Origin of the sequence: Xanthomonas prunicola (genome assembly GCF_025266575.1) — a bacterium.
GTDB lineage: Bacteria > Pseudomonadota > Gammaproteobacteria > Xanthomonadales > Xanthomonadaceae > Xanthomonas > Xanthomonas prunicola.
This window is the reverse complement of record NZ_CP096142.1, coordinates 4,926,935-4,943,540: the sequence shown is the minus strand read 5'-3', so window position 1 is coordinate 4,943,540 and position 16,606 is coordinate 4,926,935. Positions and strand designations below refer to the sequence as shown.

Genomic DNA, 16,606 nt, shown 5'->3' with positions numbered 1-16,606 from the left:
CGGCCCGAGCAAGCCCGGGCCGATCCATCACGCTCTTGCGAGCGCTACGCGCTTACTCGGACTTGTTGTTGTTCAACTGTGCACGCAGCAGCGCGCCCAGCTGAGTCATGCCGCCCGACGCGGAGGCGGACTGGTAGTCCTCCAACGTTTCGCGCATTTCAGCATCGTCCTTGGCCTTGATCGACAGCTGCAGGGTCCGGCCCTTACGGTCCATGCCCACGAACTTGGCTTCGATCTTGTCGCCGACCTTCAGGTGCTGGGTCGCATCGTCGACGCGCTCGTTGGCGATATCGCGTGCAGCGACGTAGCCTTCGATGCCATCGGCCAGGTCGATCGTGGCGCCCTTGGCATCCACTTCACGCACCACGCCTTCGACCTTCGAACCCTTCGGGTTGGACGCCATGTACTGACCGAACGGATCCTGCTCCAGCTGCTTGACGCCCAGGCTGATGCGCTCACGTTCCGGGTCCACTGCCAGCACGACGGCTTCCAGCGTGTCGCCCTTCTTGTAGTTGCGTACGACATCTTCGCCGGTGGTGTTCCAGCTGATGTCGGACAGGTGCACCAGACCGTCGATGCCGCCGTCCAGACCGATGAAGATGCCGAAGTCGGTGATCGACTTGATCTGACCGGACACCTTGTCGTTCTTCTTGTGGGTGGCAGCGAAGGTTTCCCACGGATTGGCGGCAACCTGCTTCATGCCCAGCGAGATGCGGCGACGCTCCTCGTCGACATCCAGCACCATCACTTCGACTTCGTCCCCAACCTGCACGACCTTGGACGGGTTGACGTTCTTGTTGGTCCAGTCCATCTCGGACACATGCACCAGGCCTTCCACGCCCGGCTCGATCTCGACGAACGCGCCGTAATCGGTGACGTTGGAGACCTTGCCGAACACGCGGCTGTTGGCCGGGTAGCGACGCGCGATGTTGTCCCACGGATCTTCGCCCAGCTGCTTCAGGCCGAGGCTGACGCGGTTACGCTCGCGATCGAACTTCAGCACGCGCACGTCCAGCTCGTCGCCGACGTTGACGACTTCGGACGGATGGCGCACGCGCTTCCAGGCCATGTCGGTGATATGCAGCAGGCCGTCGATGCCGCCCAGGTCCACGAACGCGCCGTAGTCGGTCAGGTTCTTGACCACGCCCTTCAGGATCGCGCCTTCCTGCAGCTTGTCCATCAGCTGCTCGCGCTCTTCCGAGTGCTCGCTCTCGACCACGGCACGACGCGAAACCACCACGTTGTTGCGCTTGCGGTCCAGCTTGATCAGCTTGAACTCGAGTTCCTTGCCTTCCAGGTAGGCCGGGTCGCGCACCGGGCGCACATCCACCAGCGAACCAGGCAGGAACGCGCGGACATCCTTGATGTCCACGGTGAAACCACCCTTGACCTTGCCGCTGATGCGGCCGGTGATGGTTTCGTTCTTTTCCAACGCTTCTTCCAGCTCGTCCCACACCATCGCGCGCTTGGCTTTCTCGCGCGACAACACGGTCTCGCCAAAGCCGTTTTCGATCGAGTCCAGCGCAACCTTGACCTGGTCGCCCACACCCACATCGATCTCGCCAGCGTCGTTACGGAACTGCTCGATCGGCACGATGCCTTCGGACTTCAGGCCAGCGTTGATCACCACCACGTCGCCGCGCACTTCCACGACGGTACCGGTGACGATCGAGCCCGGCTTCAGCTTCGCCAGATTGGCTTGACTGGCTTCGAACAGTTCTGCAAAAGATTCTGTCATTTGAATTTACTCAGTTGAACACACGGGCGCCGATCGTCGGGGTGCGACAGAGACGGACCGCCCAGCCTGTTGGTCGACTCCGGACAGCGAGTCGGTTTAGAAGTAATAGAACCGCCACGCAGGATGCGCGACGGAGCTTTGGAACGCCTTACGGTCGGCGGGACAAGCCCGCTTGCGGAACGCTTACGACGGCGTACGGTCTGCGAGCAACCCGACCACACGCTGGACGACATCCTCGATCCCTACTCCGCTGGTATCGATCAGCACGGCGTCTTCGGCCGGCCGTAATGGCGCCACGACCCGCTGCGCATCACGGGCATCACGGGCCATGATCTCGCGCAGCAGGTCGTCAAAGATAACCGAAACACCCTTTTCCATCAACTGTTTATGGCGACGGCCCGCACGTTCTTCGGCACTGGCGGTCAGAAAGACCTTGTAGGCAGCATCCGGGAAGATCACCGTGCCCATGTCGCGCCCGTCGGCAACCAGTCCGGGCGCCCGCCTGAATGCGCGTTGGCGCTCTTTCAAGGCACTGCGGACCTCGGGAATGGCGGCAATGGCAGAGGCCAGCGCGCCAGTGGTTTCCAGGCGCAGCTCGCCGGTGGCATCGGCGCCGTTGACCAGCACCCGTAGCCCTGCCTCACCGGCGTCGTCGAACTCCACCTTGGTATCGAAGGTGCAGCGCACCAGCGCCGCCGGGTCGGACACATCCAGATCGGCCCAGCTCGCTGCAACACCGACGGCGCGGTACAGTGCGCCCGAATCGAGGTAGTGCCAGCCCAGTCGGGCGGCCACAATCCGGCTCACAGTGCCCTTGCCGGCACCGGAGGGGCCATCGATGGTGAGGACGGGCGACAGGTCGGTCATTCAGGTTTCCGGAAGGTCATCAGGCGGTAGTGTAGCGCCGCTCACAGCGATCGCGCTGCAACCACTTGAAAGCACGACGAAAAGCCGGTTAGAATTGCCGGCTTAATTCTGGGTGCAGCCTCTATCGCGCGCACTCTTCCATCGAATCCAACCGTTTACGCCGAGGTGTGCCATGAAAGTCCTGTCCTCCCTGAAGTCTGCGAAGACCCGTCACCGCGACTGCAAGGTGGTCCGCCGCCGCGGTAAGGTCTTCGTGATCTGCAAGTCGAACCCGCGCTTCAAGGCGCGTCAGCGCTAAGCCTTTGCGGCGCGTGCAAGACCCGAGAAAGCCGCCTCCGGGCGGTTTTTTCTTGGCCGCTGCTTCACACGGGCTGTTGCTACATGCGTCTGCCGCCCGTCGGCCCAGCCAGGGCAGAGACGACATCTACCCCGGGGCGCGAGCCGGGCAATCGCGGTGCCGCCAGGCCAGCCGTGTCACAGCAGCGTCTATCGTGGTTTTTTGCTGTAATCACCATCTGAATTCTTGTCCACTGGGGAGTAGATGACATGCGCAACCGTTTATTTGTCCTGCCGCTGATCGCGCTGATGGGGATCAGTGCCGTTGCTTCGGCCGATACGCTGCTGGTCGACCGTGCACAGCAGAAGCCTGCTGCTGCCCTGCCCTTGCGCGGGGAAAGCATGAGTCAGGTCGAAGGCCGCTACGGCGCGCCGCAGGAAAAGCTCGACCCGCGTGGTGGTCAGAAGCGTCAGTGGCCAACCATCCATCGCTGGGTGTATCCGGCCTTCACCGTGTACTTCGAAAAAAGCAAGGTGATCGACGTGGTCGCCAATAAGGCCGACGCCAACGAGATCGGCCCCAAGCCGCCGATTCGGTAAAGCACGCTGACACGTGGCCGCAGGTGCTGGCGCCTGTTCGCCGCAGCTCCGGCCGTCACGGACGCATCGCACTGTGTGCTGCGTCCGTCAGCAACCGGACATGCGTTGCTGCGATTCTGTAACAAGGCCAGGCGCGCCGATGTACGCCTGGATCGCAAGAGCCTGCATTTCCGTGCGGGATATCGATGAACGTGCGGGCGGTGGCCTGCACACCAAGAAGAGTATTTGCCTGGCATGACCGACCGTCTTCGTTTTCCCGCCGAGTGGGAACCTCAATCCGCCGTGTTGCTTGCGTGGCCACATGCCGGTACCGATTGGGCCGAGCGCCTGGCCGATGTGGAAGAGACCTATATCGCGCTGGTCACGGCGATCTCCCGCTTCGAGCCTGTGGTCATCTGCGTGGCCGACGACGACCTGCAGATCTACGCTGAAGCGCGGCTGCGATCGGCGCGGGTGGAGATGACGCGCGTGCGCTTTGTGATCGCCGCATACAACGACACCTGGCTGCGCGATTCCGGTCCGATCACGCTGCGCCAGGAAACCGGCTTCCGGTTAATGGATTTCCGTTTCACCGGCTGGGGCGGCAAGTTCGAAGCCAGCCTGGACGATCAGTTGGTGAGCTCCCTGGATGCCGCGCAGGTGTTCGTGCCAGCGCAGGTAGAGACCGTCGACTTCGCCCTGGAAGGCGGTGCGATCGAGACCGATGGCGCCGGCACATTGCTGACCACCTGGAAGTGCCTGCATGAGCGTCACCCGCAGCGCACGCGCGAATCGCTCAGCAGCGATCTGGCCACGTGGCTGGCGCAGGAACGCGTGCTGTGGCTGGATCACGGCTATCTGGAAGGCGACGACACCGACGCACATATCGACACGCTGGCGCGCTTTGCTGGCCCGGATGCGATCGTCTACCAGGGCTGCGATGTGCCGGGCGATTCGCACTATGCCGAACTGCAGGCGATGGGCAACGAGCTGGCAGCGCTGCGCACCGCCGACGGGCGGCCGTATCGCCTGTTCGTGTTGCCGTGGGCACAACCCATTCTCGACGAAGGCCGTCGGCTGGCGGCGTCGTATGCCAATTTCCTGATCGTCAACGGTGCGGTGCTGATGCCGGCCTACGGCGACCTGGCCGATGCGACTGCACAGGCGGTGCTGGCGCAGGCGTTCCCGCACCACGCGATCGTGCCGGTGCCGTGTCGTGCGCTGATCTGGCAGAACGGCAGCCTGCATTGCCTGACCATGCAACTGCCGGCCGGCCTGCTCGCCGCCTAAGCGCAGCTTCAAAATTTGCCTGCGTCGCGACCGCACACGCTGTGTGTGGTTCCTGTTCCGGCCGTCAGGCCGGTGTTACGCCATGGCGCGCTACTCTTGGCGCGCCACTCAAGTTGGATGCTGCCATGACCCGTCATCTCCTTCCCGTCGCGCTGATCCAGGAGCGCAACCACGGCGACGCCGAGGCCAATCTGGCCGTCATCGAATCGCGTGTGGCCGAGGCTGCCGCGCAGGGTGCCAAACTGGTGCTGCTGCAGGAACTGCACAACGGTGCGTATTTCTGCCAGCACGAGTCGGTGGACGAATTCGATCTGGCCGAGCCGATTCCCGGCCCCAGTACCGAACGTCTGAGCGCACTGGCCAAGCAGCACGGTGTGGTGCTGGTCGCCTCGCTGTTCGAACGTCGCGCGGCCGGGCTGTATCACAACACGGCGGTGGTGTTCGAAAGGGACGGCCGTCTGCTCGGCAAGTACCGCAAGATGCACATTCCCGATGACCCGGGCTTCTACGAGAAGTTCTATTTCACGCCGGGCGATCTGGGCTTCACGCCGATCGATACCTCGGTAGGCCGCCTGGGCGTGCTGGTGTGCTGGGATCAGTGGTACCCGGAAGCGGCGCGTTTGATGGCGCTGGCCGGTGCGGAACTGCTGCTCTATCCCACCGCGATCGGCTGGGATCCGGACGACCAGCAACCCGAACAGGAGCGTCAGCGCGATGCCTGGATCCTGAGCCATCGCGGGCATGCGGTGGCCAACGGCGTGCCGGTGCTGTCGTGCAACCGTGTCGGCCATGAGCCTTCGCCGCTGGGTGCATCGGGCATCCAGTTCTGGGGCAACAGCCATGTGCTGGGACCGCAGGGCGAGTTCATTGCCGAAGCCGGGCAGGACCCGACCGTGTTGATCTGCGATGTCGACCTGCAACGCAGCGAGCACGTGCGCCGCATCTGGCCATTCCTGCGCGACCGTCGTATCGATGCGTACGGCGATCTGCTCAAGCGCTACATCGACTGACCGCATGCCCGTCGAGCTGCGTGCAGTCCGCGACGCGGACATCCCGGCGATCACCGCAATCTATGCGGAGCAGATCGCCGGGATCAACACCTACGAATACAGCGCACCATCGTTCGATGAGATGCGCGCGCGGGTCAGTGCGATCGTGGCTGCGGGCTACCCCTACCTGGTCGCCGAGCTCGATGGCGTGGTCGCGGGCTATGCCTACGCCAGCGCATTTCGCGCACGCGCTGGGTATCGCTGGACGGTTGAGAACTCGATCTATCTGGCCGCCGCGATGCAGGGCCGCGGCATCGGCAAAGCCTTGCTCGGCGAGCTGATCGCAGTCTGCGAGCAGCGTGGGTTCCGGCAGATGATTGCGGTGATTGGCGATGCCGGCAATCTGGCATCACGACACTTGCATGAACGTTTTGGATTTCGCACGGTCGGAGTCTTCACCGGAATCGGCCGCAAACACGGTCGCTGGTTGGACGGCGTGCAGATGCAACGCGCGCTCGGCTCCGGCGACACCGCCCCTCCTTCTGATGAATATCCCCATGACTGAGCAGACCACCCACGTTCTGGACGATGCGCTGTCCGGCCAGCCGCACCGCATCGTCGAACGCGATGGCGTGCGCTACACCTTGCTGGGGACTGCCCACGTCTCGCTGGCCAGCGTGGCTGCCGTGCAACGCGCGATCGGCAGCGGGCGTTACGACGCGGTGGCGGTGGAACTGGATGCGCAGCGCCTGCAGGCGCTCAGCGACCCGGACGCCCTCGCCCGCCTTGATTTGGTGCAGGTGATCCGCAAGGGGCGCGTGGCCTTGTTCGCGGCGAATCTGGCGCTTGCCGCCTATCAACGCCGCCTGGCCAAGCAACTCGGCATCGAGCCAGGCGCGGAATTGAAGGAAGCGGTGAGCCTGGCGCGTGCGCAGGGGCTGCCGGTGCACCTGATCGATCGCGAAGTCGGGCTGACCTTCAAGCGTGCATCCGGGCGGTTGGGATTCTTCGGCAAGATGAAACTTGCCGGCGGCCTGCTCGGCGGCCTGTTCGCTGCCGATGAGGTGGGCGAAGAGGAAATCGAAAAGCTCAAGCAAGGCGACATGCTGGAAGCGAGCTTCGGCGATTTCGCCAGCGAAAGCCCGGAGCTGTACGAGACGGTGATTGCCGAGCGCGATCAGTACATGGCCACGCGTCTGCGCGAAGAAGTCTGCGCAGATCAGCGCGAGATCTTGGCGGTGGTCGGCGCCGGGCATCTGGCCGGTCTTGCGCGCCATCTGGAGCAAGACACCGCAGCGCCTGGCCCGATGCGCGAATCGCTGGAATACGTGCAGCAGCGCAAGCGTATTCCGTGGATCACGCTGGGCATCCTGGCGGTCATCATCACCGGCATCGGCATCGGATTCTGGCGTGGTGGCCTGAGCATGGGCGCCGACCTGCTATTGCAGTGGGCGATGTACACCGGCGGCATGGCTGCACTGGGCTGTTTGCTGGCCGGCAGCCACCCGTTGAGCATCCTGACCGCAGCAGTGGTGGCACCGTTCAAGCCATTCCGCCTGAGCGTGCCAACCGGTGCATTTGCAGCGCTGGTCGAAGTGCATATGCGCAAGCCGGCCTATGGCGATTTCCTGTCGCTGCGCGACGATGCGCAGACGCTGCGCGGCTGGTATCGCAATCGCGTCTCGCGCGTGGTACTGACGTTTCTGCTGACCAATTTCGGCAGCATGACCGGTGTGTGGTTGGCCGGCGTGCAGATTTTCAACCGTCTGCATGGGTGAGTGCCGGGCAATCCACGCAGCCGGATGCGCGGATCTCTTGCAGGAGCGCCCTCGGGCGCGAAGAAGCTTTATAGGCAATGCAGCATCGCGCCCCGGGGCGCTCCTACACGATCCTTTTCAACTACGCAGATCGATTATCCCCGCTACTTCTTTGGGGCGAGGCTTGAGGAGCGGTACGTCTGCGGGAGAGATGCGTAAGCCGCCGAAGGCTGTCCTGCAACCACTCGCCTCGGTTTACGGCGCTGCGAGCTGATCGGGTGCAAGCTGCAGGCGCACCCACACGCCATAGTGATCCGATGCCCAACGGCCGTCGGCATAAGGCCTATCGAACAGGATGCGGGCTTCGCGGGCCAACAGGCGGTTCTGTTGAAAGAACACGTGGTCGATGCGCGCGGGTTTGTCGAAGACATGCATGTTCAAGGTGCTGACCGTGGCATCGCTATTGCGATGCACGCTGCCGTAGCTGTCGCCGTAACCTTTGCGTAATGCTTCCAGATCGAGGGTGTCGGCGGCGGTGTTGAAATCGCCGGCGATCACCACCGGCGCTTGCTTGCTGTTGGAGGCGATGAAGTCGAGCAGATCGGCTACCTGGCGCGTGCGCGTGACAGTGCCGCGGGCGTCGGTGCGCTCGTTGAGATGGGTGACATAGATGTTGACCGGCTGTCCATTGACGTCCACCTGCAGATGCGCGGCGACACGGTAATCGTCCAAGGGCTGCAACAGTCGCTGGTGCGTGGCCAGTACCTTGCGGCGGCTCAACAATGCATTGCCGTAGCGTTTGGCCGCGCCGACCGGATCGACCGAAGCGAAGGTGTAGTCGTAGCCGAGCTTGCGCGCCAGCCAGGCGGCCTGATTTTCCACGCTGCCGCGGCGTTCGATCACCTCCTGCAGCGCAATCACATCCGGTGCCAATTGCTTGAGCTCTTTGGCGATGTAAGCGCGTCGTCCCGGCCAGTCTTCGCGGTCGTGATGCAGATTGAGCGTGACCAGGGTCATCTCGCGTGATGCTGCGCTCGGTGACTCTGCGGCTCGCATGGCCGGATCGATGTTGCCTCGCTGCAAAATTTGCGAAGAGTGCATGCCTTGAGTGGCCTGCCCGGCCTGTAAGCCGGTGGAACACAGCAGCAGTGCAAGCAACGCGACCGGCCATCCCGCACCTCCCCGTGCTGTCGCCGCACGGGTCGGCCGCCACGGCTGGCTCATTGTGTGGCGCGCTCGGCCCGCCGCACTGCGCTGGGCACATCGATTTGCACGTTGGCCGGCAGTTGCTGGATGCGCAGTTCGCCGTTCTGCCACTCCATCGATTCGCCGTTGACCGTGGCCTTGCCTGGTGCGCCTGGATACGGCCAGGGCAACACCACACCACCTGGCGGCAGGATCAGCCCGGGCTGCAACTGCAGCACCAATTGCTTGTCGGTGCGTTGCAAGGTGTAGTTGAGGCGCCCGTACGGTGTCCGCAGTTCGGCAATGCCAATGCCCTTGCCTTCAAACCAGCGCGTTGGCGTGCCGGCAGCAATGACCAGGCTGGCATCGGATTCGCGGCCATAGGCGAACATGTCCAGTACCGAACGTACGAAGTCCGAGGCGACCCAGGCATGCGGGAGGTCGCCGACGAAAAACGGCGTACGCGGCGTGCGTGAGACCACTTCGGCCCACTGGTTCCAGGGTTGCGGCGCGCGGTCCTTAAAGAAGAACGCAGTGGCGTCCCAGGCGCGGTCGCGCCAGCCCAGGCGTACGAATGCGGCCACGTTGCGCCACTCGTAGGGGGTGTAGTCCTTCCACTCGCGCTTGCCGTCGCGGCGGTCGGAGAACTCCTTCCAATAGCGTTCGAAGGTGTTGGTCAGCAGGTCCTGCGGCAGACGTTGCTGCTCGCCGCCCGGGGTCAAGGCAATCGTGGTCGAGGTCGCATCGAAATCGCCGAGCTCGGCCGAACCGGGCAGGAAATCGAGCGTGTGCTCACGTACTGCCGCACCCAGCGAGGCGATCAGGTCGCCACTGAATTCATCGCGTGCGGTGCTGAAACGCGCCACGTCCTCGGGCTTGTCCAGCGCGCCGGCCAGCATCACTGCGTCTTTGTAGCCGCGCAGCGCCCAGAAGTTGTCCCAGTACGAATGCACCGGCTTGGCCGAATAACCTTCGTGGCTGATCGACACCGGCATCATTCCGTAGAAGGCCGGGTTGCGCATGAAGTTGTCTTCGGTGCGTTCGCTGGCGCGCAGCTTTTCCATGTAGTCGTAGGCGCCGGTGACATGCGGCCACATCTTCTCCAGGAACGGCCTGTCGCCGGTGTAGCGGTAATACTCGGCGATGTTGTAGATCAGCTCGCCATGGCTGTCGTTTTCCGGGACCGGATCGCTGCCGCGGTCGTCCACGCAGCAGGGCACCATGCCATCGGCAAACTGATACGGCGCGAACCAGTCCACGTAATCGCGCACCACGTCTTCGCGGCCGAGCCGCAGCAGGCCTTCGGAAATCATCGCGCCATCGCGGATCCAGCTACGCGAATAAGAACGTGTGCCCGGCTGCAGGCGCGGCCCGATGCGCGAGATCAGCATATGCGCCAGCGCGGTACGCAGCGTATCGACCACCGGCTTGCCTTCGGCCGGCACGCTAATGCGTACGCGATCGAGCTTGCTGCGCCATTGCTGGGCCACCTGCTGCTGTGCCTGGTCGGCATCGAAGCCGGCCGGCAGTTGCGCGGTGCCGGTCTGCGGAATCACCAAGGCCACTTCGCGTTTCTGGCCGGGTTCCAGCTTCCAGCGATACAGCAGCACGCCCGAGGCCAGGCCGGTTTCGTCCTTGACCTGGGTGACGGTAGGCGGTGTGGCGGCGGTGAGATGGCTGACGTCCATGCCGCTGTCGAAGGCGCTGGCGAAGCCCGCGTCCGGCCGCTGCACGGCGAACACACGCCGCTTGCCGTTGACGCTGACCTGGCTGCCGTCCACCGCCAGTTGTTCGATCCGGCTGACGCCGCCCAGAGTATTGAGGAACTGCGTCGGCGGATTGACCTGGAACGGACGCACCGCCAGGGCCAGGGTGAAATCACGCGCCTGCTTGCCGGTGTTGTGCAGCTGGTAACGCGCGACCAGTTGCGCCTGATCGGGTGTGCCCTGCACGAATGCGGTGACGCGCAGGTTCATCAGGTCGTGATGCCAGTCGACGCTGGGGATCGGCAGGTAATCGTCCTGCAGGCTCTGCTCGCTGCTGACGTCGGACCAGTGCAGCACCTTGCCGCCGGTGACCACGAACGGCTCGATGCTGAAACCGCCCTTGCCCACTTCCACCGCGCCGTCTTCGCCGATCAGGCCCTGCTCGGTGCCGCCATCCAGACCCAGGATGGTCCAGTACGGCTGCTCGCCGGAGAAGCCACGCGGGTAACTGCCACGCGGTAGCTGCGCGGCCAGCGACTTGATGAAGTCATTGGGCGTTGCGGCGAATGACAGCGGCTGCAACTGCACTTCCTTGATGCCGTAGCGCCAATTCGGGCCGTCCTTGAGATCGAAGCGCAGGTAACGTGCTTCGGTATCTGGAAGCGCCAGCCAATCGGTGCCGCCAGCGCCGGCGGTAACGGTGCGCAGATCGCGCCAGCTGCGGCCATCGGCCGATGCACGCACCACGTACTGCGAGGCCTGCAGACCCGGCACCCACTGCACGATGGCGCCGCCGAATTCGCGCACCTTGCCCAGATCCAGCGTGACGGTCTGTTGCTTCACCGCGCCGCTGAGCCAGAAGGTGTCGGGCTTGCCATCGGCCAGGCGTTGTTCCAACGCCGGCGCAGTGTCGGTGATCGCCTCGGCCTTGAGCGGCGAGGTGTCTTCCGGCGGCAATGGGGTAAGCGTCAGGCGGTCGAAGCACACCGTGCCCTTGCCTCCCACCTTGTTGTAGATGGTGAACTCGACATCCGCGCTGCTGCGAAGCTGCTTGTCCGCACCGGGTCCCCAGGCCTTTTCGATGTTGCGCTTGCGGTAGTTGAAGGTGGTCCAGTTCTTCGGGAAATTGAAGCCCGGCCGGTTGACCCACCACACGTTGTCGCCGCTGGCATCGATCAGCTTGAGCTGCAGATCGTTGGACGGCGATTCACCGCGCAGCGAGAACCCGATGCGGTAGTTCTCGGGATACTCCAGCGGCAGCGCGCGGCGGATGCCGACGTAGCCGGACACGCCGTTGAAGTTGTAATCCAGACACAGCGCATGCCCGCCGGAGGCAGTGGCCACCGGGCGCAGCGAGCCGCTGACCTGGTTGGACACCACCAGGCGCCAGGCGTTCATGTCGTTGAAGCCGTCGAGCACGCGCTCCTGCGCCTGCGCCGCGCCCGCGGCGGCAATGGCGGTCATGGCAAACAGTCGCAGGAACACTAGCCTCACCCCTTCACACTCCCCAGCAGAAGACCTTGGATGTAGTAACGCTGCAGCGCCAGGAACAATAGCAGCACCGGAATCACCGTCACCACTGCGCCGGCCATCATCAATTCCACGTCCATGATGTGCTCGCGCGACAGCGCCGCCAGCGCCACCGGTAAGGTGTATTGCTCCTGGTCGGTCAACACGATCAGCGGCCACATGAAGTCGTTCCATGAGCCCATGAAGGTGAAGATGGTCAAGGTGACCAGCACCGGCTTGAGCATCGGTAGCACGATCTGGAAGAAGATGCGCATCTCGCTGGCGCCGTCGATGCGGGCGGCTTCGATCAATTCATCGGGAATGCTGCGCGCGTACTGGCGCACCAGAAAAATACCGAACACCGTCGCCAGCGCCGGCACCACCACCCCGCCGATGTTGTTGACCAGATGCAGCTGCTTCATCAGCAGGAACAGCGGCAGCATCGCCACCTGCGCGGGGATCACCAGCGCGGCCATCAGGATCTTGAAGATGCGCTCGCGGCCGATGAACTGCAGCTTGGCGAACGCATAACCGGCCATGGTGTTGATCAGCAGCGAACCGAGCGTGATCAGCCCGGACACCAGCAGGCTGTTGGCGAAGTTGCGCGCCATGCCAGTGCGCGCGAACAGCTCGTGGTAGTTGGCCAGGGTGAAAGCCGACGGCAGCATCGGCGGCGGAAACCGGCTGGCCTCGCCGGTGGGCATGAACGACACCGACAGCATCCACAGCAGCGGTGCCAGGCTGATCAAGGCCAACACCAGCAAACCGCCGTTGATCAGCACGCCGTTCCAGCGCGATTGGCCGACATCACGACTCATATCAGGTCCTTCTTGCGGCCGAAGCGCAGCATCACGGTGGTCACCGCCAGAATGATCAGGAACAACAGGAACGCCACCGCCGACGCGCGGCCGAGGTTCCACCACTTGAAGCCTTCCTCAAACATGAAATACAGCACGCTGACGGTGCTTTGCAGCGGGTCGCCGCGGGTCATCACGTAGGGTTCGGCGAACAGCTGGAAATAGCCGGAAATGGTGATCACCCCGACCACCATCAGCACCGGGCCAAGCATCGGCAAGGTGATGTGCAGGAACTGCTTCCAGCGCGAAGCGCCGTCGATACGCGCGGCCTCATACAAGTCTTGCGGGATCGCCTGCAGCCCGGCCAGGAAGATCACCATGTTGTAGCCGAAGTTCTTCCATACCGCGAACAGCATGATGGTCGGCATCGCCCAGCGCGGGTCGCCCAGCCAGTCGATCGGGGCGATGCCCAGATGGCTCAGACCGAAGTTCACCAGGCCGTACTTGATGTGGAACAGATAGCGCCAGATCACCGCCACCGCCACCAGGGTGGTCACCACCGGCGCGAACAAGGCAGTACGAAACAGCGCCTTGAAGCGCGATGCCTTGGCGTTGAGCAGCAAGGCCGCACCGAGCGACACGCCGATCGACATCGGCACACCCAGCAGCACGAAGTAGGTGGTGTTCCACAACGACTTCCAGAACAGCGGCGTCTGCAGCAGGTCGACGTAATTGCCCAGACCGACGAAGCGCAGATGGCTGCTGTCGGCCAGTGCGTACAGGTCGAAGTCGGTGACGCTGAGCACCAGCGCGGCGAACACCGGCACGCCGAAGAACATGCCCAGCACCATGATCGACGGCGCGGCGAACACCCAGCCGGCGAGGGAATTACGCTTCATCATCGCGCGGCTCCCTGATCAGCTGCAGCGGCGGGCGCAGCTGTTTCTGCAGCAGACGGCGTAGCTGCCGGCGTGGCCGTCTCACCGGCCGGGCCGACATGCCCGCCCTCCTGCTCAAAGATCCAGCGGCGCTTGGCCAAAATTTCGTCCACGCGTTTATCCAGTTCCTGCACGGCGGCTTCGTGCGATTGACCGCCACGCACCACGCGCTCGGTCACCAGACGCATTTCCTGCACGATGCGCTCCCACTCCAACACCTTGGGCGTGGCCTTGACCCGTTCCAGCTGGTCGCCGAAGGCATGCGCCAGTTCGTCGTTGGCCAGCGATGGCAGCTTCCAGGTACTGCGCCGCGGCGGCAGGTCGCCGATGATGGCGTGGAAGCGCGCCTGCACCGTGGGCTGCGACAGGTATTCGATCAGCTTCCAGCTGGCGTCCTTGTGTTGCGAGGACTTGAAGATCACCAGGCTGGAACCGCCCGCTATGCCGGCGCCCAAGCCGTTGGGACCGGGCAACGGCGCGGTGCCCCATTTGCCTTCCATACCCGGCGGCTGGCGCAGCTTGAATTCGCGTACGTTCCACGGGCCGGACAGATAGAACGCGTAATAGCCGTTGAAGAATTCGTACCAGACGTTGGAAACCTGGGTCTCGGAGACCTTCGGCGCCCAGCCTTTCTGATACATGGTGTCGTAGAAGCCCAGCGCCTTGCGGAAGCCCTCGCCGCGGAAGTTGCCGTAGTTGTCGTGGTCGCGCAGCAGGCGGTCGTCCTGCTGCAGCGCGAACGACAGTTGCTGCTCGAACTCGTTGAGCGGCATCAGGATGGCGTAGCGGTCGGGGCCAACCTTGCGCTTGATCGCGGCCATCACCTGTTCCATCTCGGCCCAGGTCTTGGGCATTTCGCTGTAGCCGGCCTCGCGCAGCAAGTCCTTGCGATAAAACAGTAGCCGCGTATCCACGTACCACGGCACGCCGTACAGCGTGCCATCGACCAGATTGGTGTCCCACACGCCGGGGAAATAATCGGCCGGATCGACGATCTTGGAGCGCGCCACGTAGGGCTGCATCGGCTCCAGCGTGTCCAGCAACGCGAATTCCGGCAACCAGGTGTTACCAAGCTGGCACACGTCCGGCAGTCCGTCAGCAGCGAAGGCGGTGAGCAGTTTTTCGTGCGCCGCGGTCATCGGGATGTTTTGCACATCCACATGGATGGTGGGGTTCTGCTTTTCGAAGTCGGCCACCAACTCAGAGACCACTTCGGCCTCCTTGCCCATCGCCCAGAAGCGCACGGTGGTCTTGCCCGAATCGGAGCGTTCGCATCCCGCCACGCCTGCGCACAGGGCGGCGGCCAATATCAACAGTTTCAAAAGGCGCACGGATTACTCGGGTTTTTGGCGTTGCGTGGGGTCTTGCTGGGCCTGGGCGGCTGCGGCACGCGACTCGGCCATGCCCAGCGCCCGCGCAGCAGCCTTCTGCTCGTCCTTCTGCGGCGCCGGCTGCGGCTCGCCTTCCGGGGTGAGCCAGCCGCCGGTGAAGCCGGCGCGTTCCAGACCGGCGCGGATGTAGGGGTTCTTCTTCATCACGTTCCAGACGAATTCGTTCTGGTAGTTGGCAATCATCGCCAGAATCGGGCCCTGGTCGATGGCGATGTAGTCGCTGGCCACCCAGCCACGGTCCGGCACCATGCGCCCGGTCTTGAGCGGGATGTCGTAGTTGAAGCTGGGATTGAACGAATCCAGGAACCCATAGCTGGAATACAGGAAGTCGCCATAGCGCTTGTGCATTTCCTCGGTGGCCGGGATCACCACTTCCGGGGCGAACACGATCGAGGAGATGGCCGCCGAAGGCACGATGGTGCCGTCGTCGAAGTTCTCGCGCAGGCCGGCGCCGCGCGAGGAGTAATGGCGGAACTGGCGTTGCTCGCCACGGTATTCCTGGCTGGTGTTCTGCGGGCCGTCGCCAGCGGTCAGGCCCCAGACGTTCTCGCCGTAGTCCTTCCACTTCATCGGGTTGTCGATGGCGTAGTCGCGCTGGGCCAGCGTGGCGCGGCGGCTGTTGAGGAAGTAGTCGATGCCGCGTTCGCGCATGTACTGGTCCTGGATATCGCGGAAATCGATCCAGACATGGCTGTATTGGTGCCCGAACAACGGGCCGAACGAGAGGTATTCCTGGCCCTGGTACACGCCCCAGTCGTTGTTGTAGGTGCGGGTCCAGCTGGTCCATGCGTCCGGGTCGACGCCATGGGTGGGCGAGCCCAGCGCGAGGATGTACAGCATCATCGCCTCGTTGTAGCCCATCCAGTCGTGGTTGATGAAGCCACTTTCAGGGAACCAGCCCATTGAGATCAGCGGCGCACGCTGTTGCAGCCAGCGCCAGTCCACGCGCTTGTACAGCGTGTCGGCGATCTGGCGAATCTCCTTTTCGCGCGGGTCGTCGCCGTCGTAATACGACTGGGTGAACAGCACGCCCATCATCAGCAGTGCGGTGTCCACGCTGGACAACTCGACCCAGCTGTCGTAGCGGTTGCCCTTCTGCATGTCCAGAAAATGGTAGTAGAAGCCTTTGTAGCCGGCCCGACCGGTCTTCTGCGGCCCCATTGGCGCATCGCGGAAGAATTTCAATGTTGTCAGGGTGCGGTCGATCGCCTGATTGCGACTGACCCACCCGTTTTCGATGCCGATCGGATAGGCGGTGAGCGCAAATCCGACCGACGCAATACTGGCGAACGGGCGCGACGGAAACCGATCCGGCGACAGTCCATTGAGTTCGTTGGTAGTGTCCCAGAAAAACTGGAACGTGCGGCGCTCGATGTCCGAAAACAGCGGAGGCAGCGGCGGCTTGACCGGCTTGGGCGGCAGTTGCGCCTCAACCAGGATGACTTTTACCGGCGCCTTCTTTTCGGCCACCTTGGGCTCCTCGGCTTGCTTGCACGACGCCAAAACCAGGGCGCCCAGCAAGAGTGGAATCGTCAACCATCGCGACGTGTTACCCCTGTCCATCCGCCCCCCACTTGTGTAATC

14 protein-coding genes are annotated in these 16,606 nt (G+C 63.5%); 6 read left to right on the top strand and 8 right to left on the bottom strand.

Going from position 1 to position 16,606, the window contains the following annotated elements; all coding sequences use genetic code 11:
* Window positions 1-52 precede the first annotated feature (52 nt).
* On the bottom strand, window positions 53-1,738 hold the full coding sequence (gene rpsA, locus M0D43_RS21090; RefSeq protein ID WP_003489652.1) for a 30S ribosomal protein S1: 1,686 nt from the start codon (window positions 1,736-1,738) through the stop codon (window positions 53-55).
* 183 nt (window positions 1,739-1,921) lie between these two features.
* Complete coding sequence (gene cmk, locus M0D43_RS21085; RefSeq protein WP_252162890.1) at window positions 1,922-2,605, bottom strand: (d)CMP kinase; 684 nt, start codon at window positions 2,603-2,605, stop codon at window positions 1,922-1,924.
* Between the two features lie 172 nt (window positions 2,606-2,777).
* On the opposite strand from cmk, the gene ykgO reads away from it, so the two are divergent.
* From ykgO to M0D43_RS21055, 6 genes are all read left to right on the top strand, one after another.
* Window positions 2,778-2,903, top strand: a complete 126-nt coding sequence (gene ykgO / locus M0D43_RS21080) for a type B 50S ribosomal protein L36 (RefSeq protein WP_005913193.1) — start codon at window positions 2,778-2,780, stop codon at window positions 2,901-2,903.
* 248 nt (window positions 2,904-3,151) lie between these two features.
* The gene (locus tag M0D43_RS21075; RefSeq protein ID WP_101363925.1) at window positions 3,152-3,481 is read left to right on the top strand and encodes a hypothetical protein; all 330 of its coding nucleotides are present in this window, start codon (window positions 3,152-3,154) and stop codon (window positions 3,479-3,481) included.
* A 234-nt stretch (window positions 3,482-3,715) separates the two neighbouring features.
* Window positions 3,716-4,750, top strand: a complete 1,035-nt coding sequence (locus M0D43_RS21070) for an agmatine deiminase family protein (RefSeq protein ID WP_252162889.1) — start codon at window positions 3,716-3,718, stop codon at window positions 4,748-4,750.
* Window positions 4,751-4,875: 125 nt separating this feature from the next.
* Window positions 4,876-5,760 (top strand): carbon-nitrogen hydrolase, encoded by an 885-nt coding sequence (locus M0D43_RS21065; protein ID WP_252162888.1) that lies wholly within the window; start codon window positions 4,876-4,878, stop codon window positions 5,758-5,760.
* Between the two features lie 4 nt (window positions 5,761-5,764).
* On the top strand, window positions 5,765-6,304 hold the full coding sequence (locus M0D43_RS21060; RefSeq protein ID WP_252162887.1) for a GNAT family N-acetyltransferase: 540 nt from the start codon (window positions 5,765-5,767) through the stop codon (window positions 6,302-6,304).
* Window positions 6,285-7,517 carry a TraB/GumN family protein gene (locus M0D43_RS21055; protein WP_425510619.1) on the top strand — a complete coding sequence of 411 codons (1,233 nt, stop codon included), beginning with the start codon at window positions 6,285-6,287 and terminating at the stop codon, window positions 7,515-7,517. The genes M0D43_RS21060 and M0D43_RS21055 overlap by 20 nt, the downstream gene beginning before the upstream one ends.
* Before the next feature lie 234 nt (window positions 7,518-7,751).
* Here the strand turns inward: M0D43_RS21055 and M0D43_RS21050 are convergent, their stop codons facing one another.
* From M0D43_RS21050 to M0D43_RS21025, 6 genes are all read right to left on the bottom strand, one after another.
* A complete protein-coding gene (locus M0D43_RS21050) occupies window positions 7,752-8,654 on the bottom strand; it encodes an endonuclease/exonuclease/phosphatase family protein (RefSeq protein WP_252165142.1) in 903 nt (300 codons plus the stop codon).
* A 62-nt stretch (window positions 8,655-8,716) separates the two neighbouring features.
* Window positions 8,717-11,851 (bottom strand): discoidin domain-containing protein, encoded by a 3,135-nt coding sequence (locus M0D43_RS21045; RefSeq protein WP_252162885.1) that lies wholly within the window; start codon window positions 11,849-11,851, stop codon window positions 8,717-8,719.
* A gap of 26 nt (window positions 11,852-11,877) precedes the next feature.
* Window positions 11,878-12,714, bottom strand: a complete 837-nt coding sequence (locus tag M0D43_RS21040) for a carbohydrate ABC transporter permease (protein ID WP_252162884.1) — start codon at window positions 12,712-12,714, stop codon at window positions 11,878-11,880.
* Complete coding sequence (locus tag M0D43_RS21035; protein WP_252162883.1) at window positions 12,711-13,595, bottom strand: carbohydrate ABC transporter permease; 885 nt, start codon at window positions 13,593-13,595, stop codon at window positions 12,711-12,713. Before M0D43_RS21035 ends, M0D43_RS21040 begins: the two co-directional genes overlap by 4 nt.
* Window positions 13,592-14,962, bottom strand: a complete 1,371-nt coding sequence (locus tag M0D43_RS21030; protein ID WP_252162882.1) for a sugar ABC transporter substrate-binding protein — start codon at window positions 14,960-14,962, stop codon at window positions 13,592-13,594. The genes M0D43_RS21035 and M0D43_RS21030 overlap by 4 nt, the downstream gene beginning before the upstream one ends.
* A 3-nt stretch (window positions 14,963-14,965) precedes the next feature.
* A complete protein-coding gene (locus M0D43_RS21025; RefSeq protein WP_252162881.1) occupies window positions 14,966-16,585 on the bottom strand; it encodes a glucoamylase family protein in 1,620 nt (539 codons plus the stop codon).
* Between the last annotated feature and the right edge of the window lie 21 nt (window positions 16,586-16,606).

Bases quoted from the DNA above. Each gene is read 5' to 3' on its own strand.
- cmk (WP_252162890.1), bottom strand. From the start codon at position 2,605: ATGACCGACCTGTCGCCCGTCCTCACCATCGATGGCCCCTCCGGTGCC.
- M0D43_RS21075 (WP_101363925.1), top strand. From the start codon at position 3,152: ATGCGCAACCGTTTATTTGTCCTGCCGCTGATCGCGCTGATGGGGATC.
- M0D43_RS21060 (WP_252162887.1), top strand. From the start codon at position 5,765: ATGCCCGTCGAGCTGCGTGCAGTCCGCGACGCGGACATCCCGGCGATC.
- M0D43_RS21065 (WP_252162888.1), top strand. From the start codon at position 4,876: ATGACCCGTCATCTCCTTCCCGTCGCGCTGATCCAGGAGCGCAACCAC.
- M0D43_RS21035 (WP_252162883.1), bottom strand. From the start codon at position 13,595: ATGATGAAGCGTAATTCCCTCGCCGGCTGGGTGTTCGCCGCGCCGTCG.
- M0D43_RS21025 (WP_252162881.1), bottom strand. From the start codon at position 16,585: ATGGACAGGGGTAACACGTCGCGATGGTTGACGATTCCACTCTTGCTG.
- M0D43_RS21070 (WP_252162889.1), top strand. From the start codon at position 3,716: ATGACCGACCGTCTTCGTTTTCCCGCCGAGTGGGAACCTCAATCCGCC.
- M0D43_RS21055 (WP_425510619.1), top strand. From the start codon at position 6,285: ATGAATATCCCCATGACTGAGCAGACCACCCACGTTCTGGACGATGCG.
- ykgO (WP_005913193.1), top strand. From the start codon at position 2,778: ATGAAAGTCCTGTCCTCCCTGAAGTCTGCGAAGACCCGTCACCGCGAC.
- rpsA (WP_003489652.1), bottom strand. From the start codon at position 1,738: ATGACAGAATCTTTTGCAGAACTGTTCGAAGCCAGTCAAGCCAATCTG.
- M0D43_RS21040 (WP_252162884.1), bottom strand. From the start codon at position 12,714: ATGAGTCGTGATGTCGGCCAATCGCGCTGGAACGGCGTGCTGATCAAC.
- M0D43_RS21045 (WP_252162885.1), bottom strand. From the start codon at position 11,851: ATGACCGCCATTGCCGCCGCGGGCGCGGCGCAGGCGCAGGAGCGCGTG.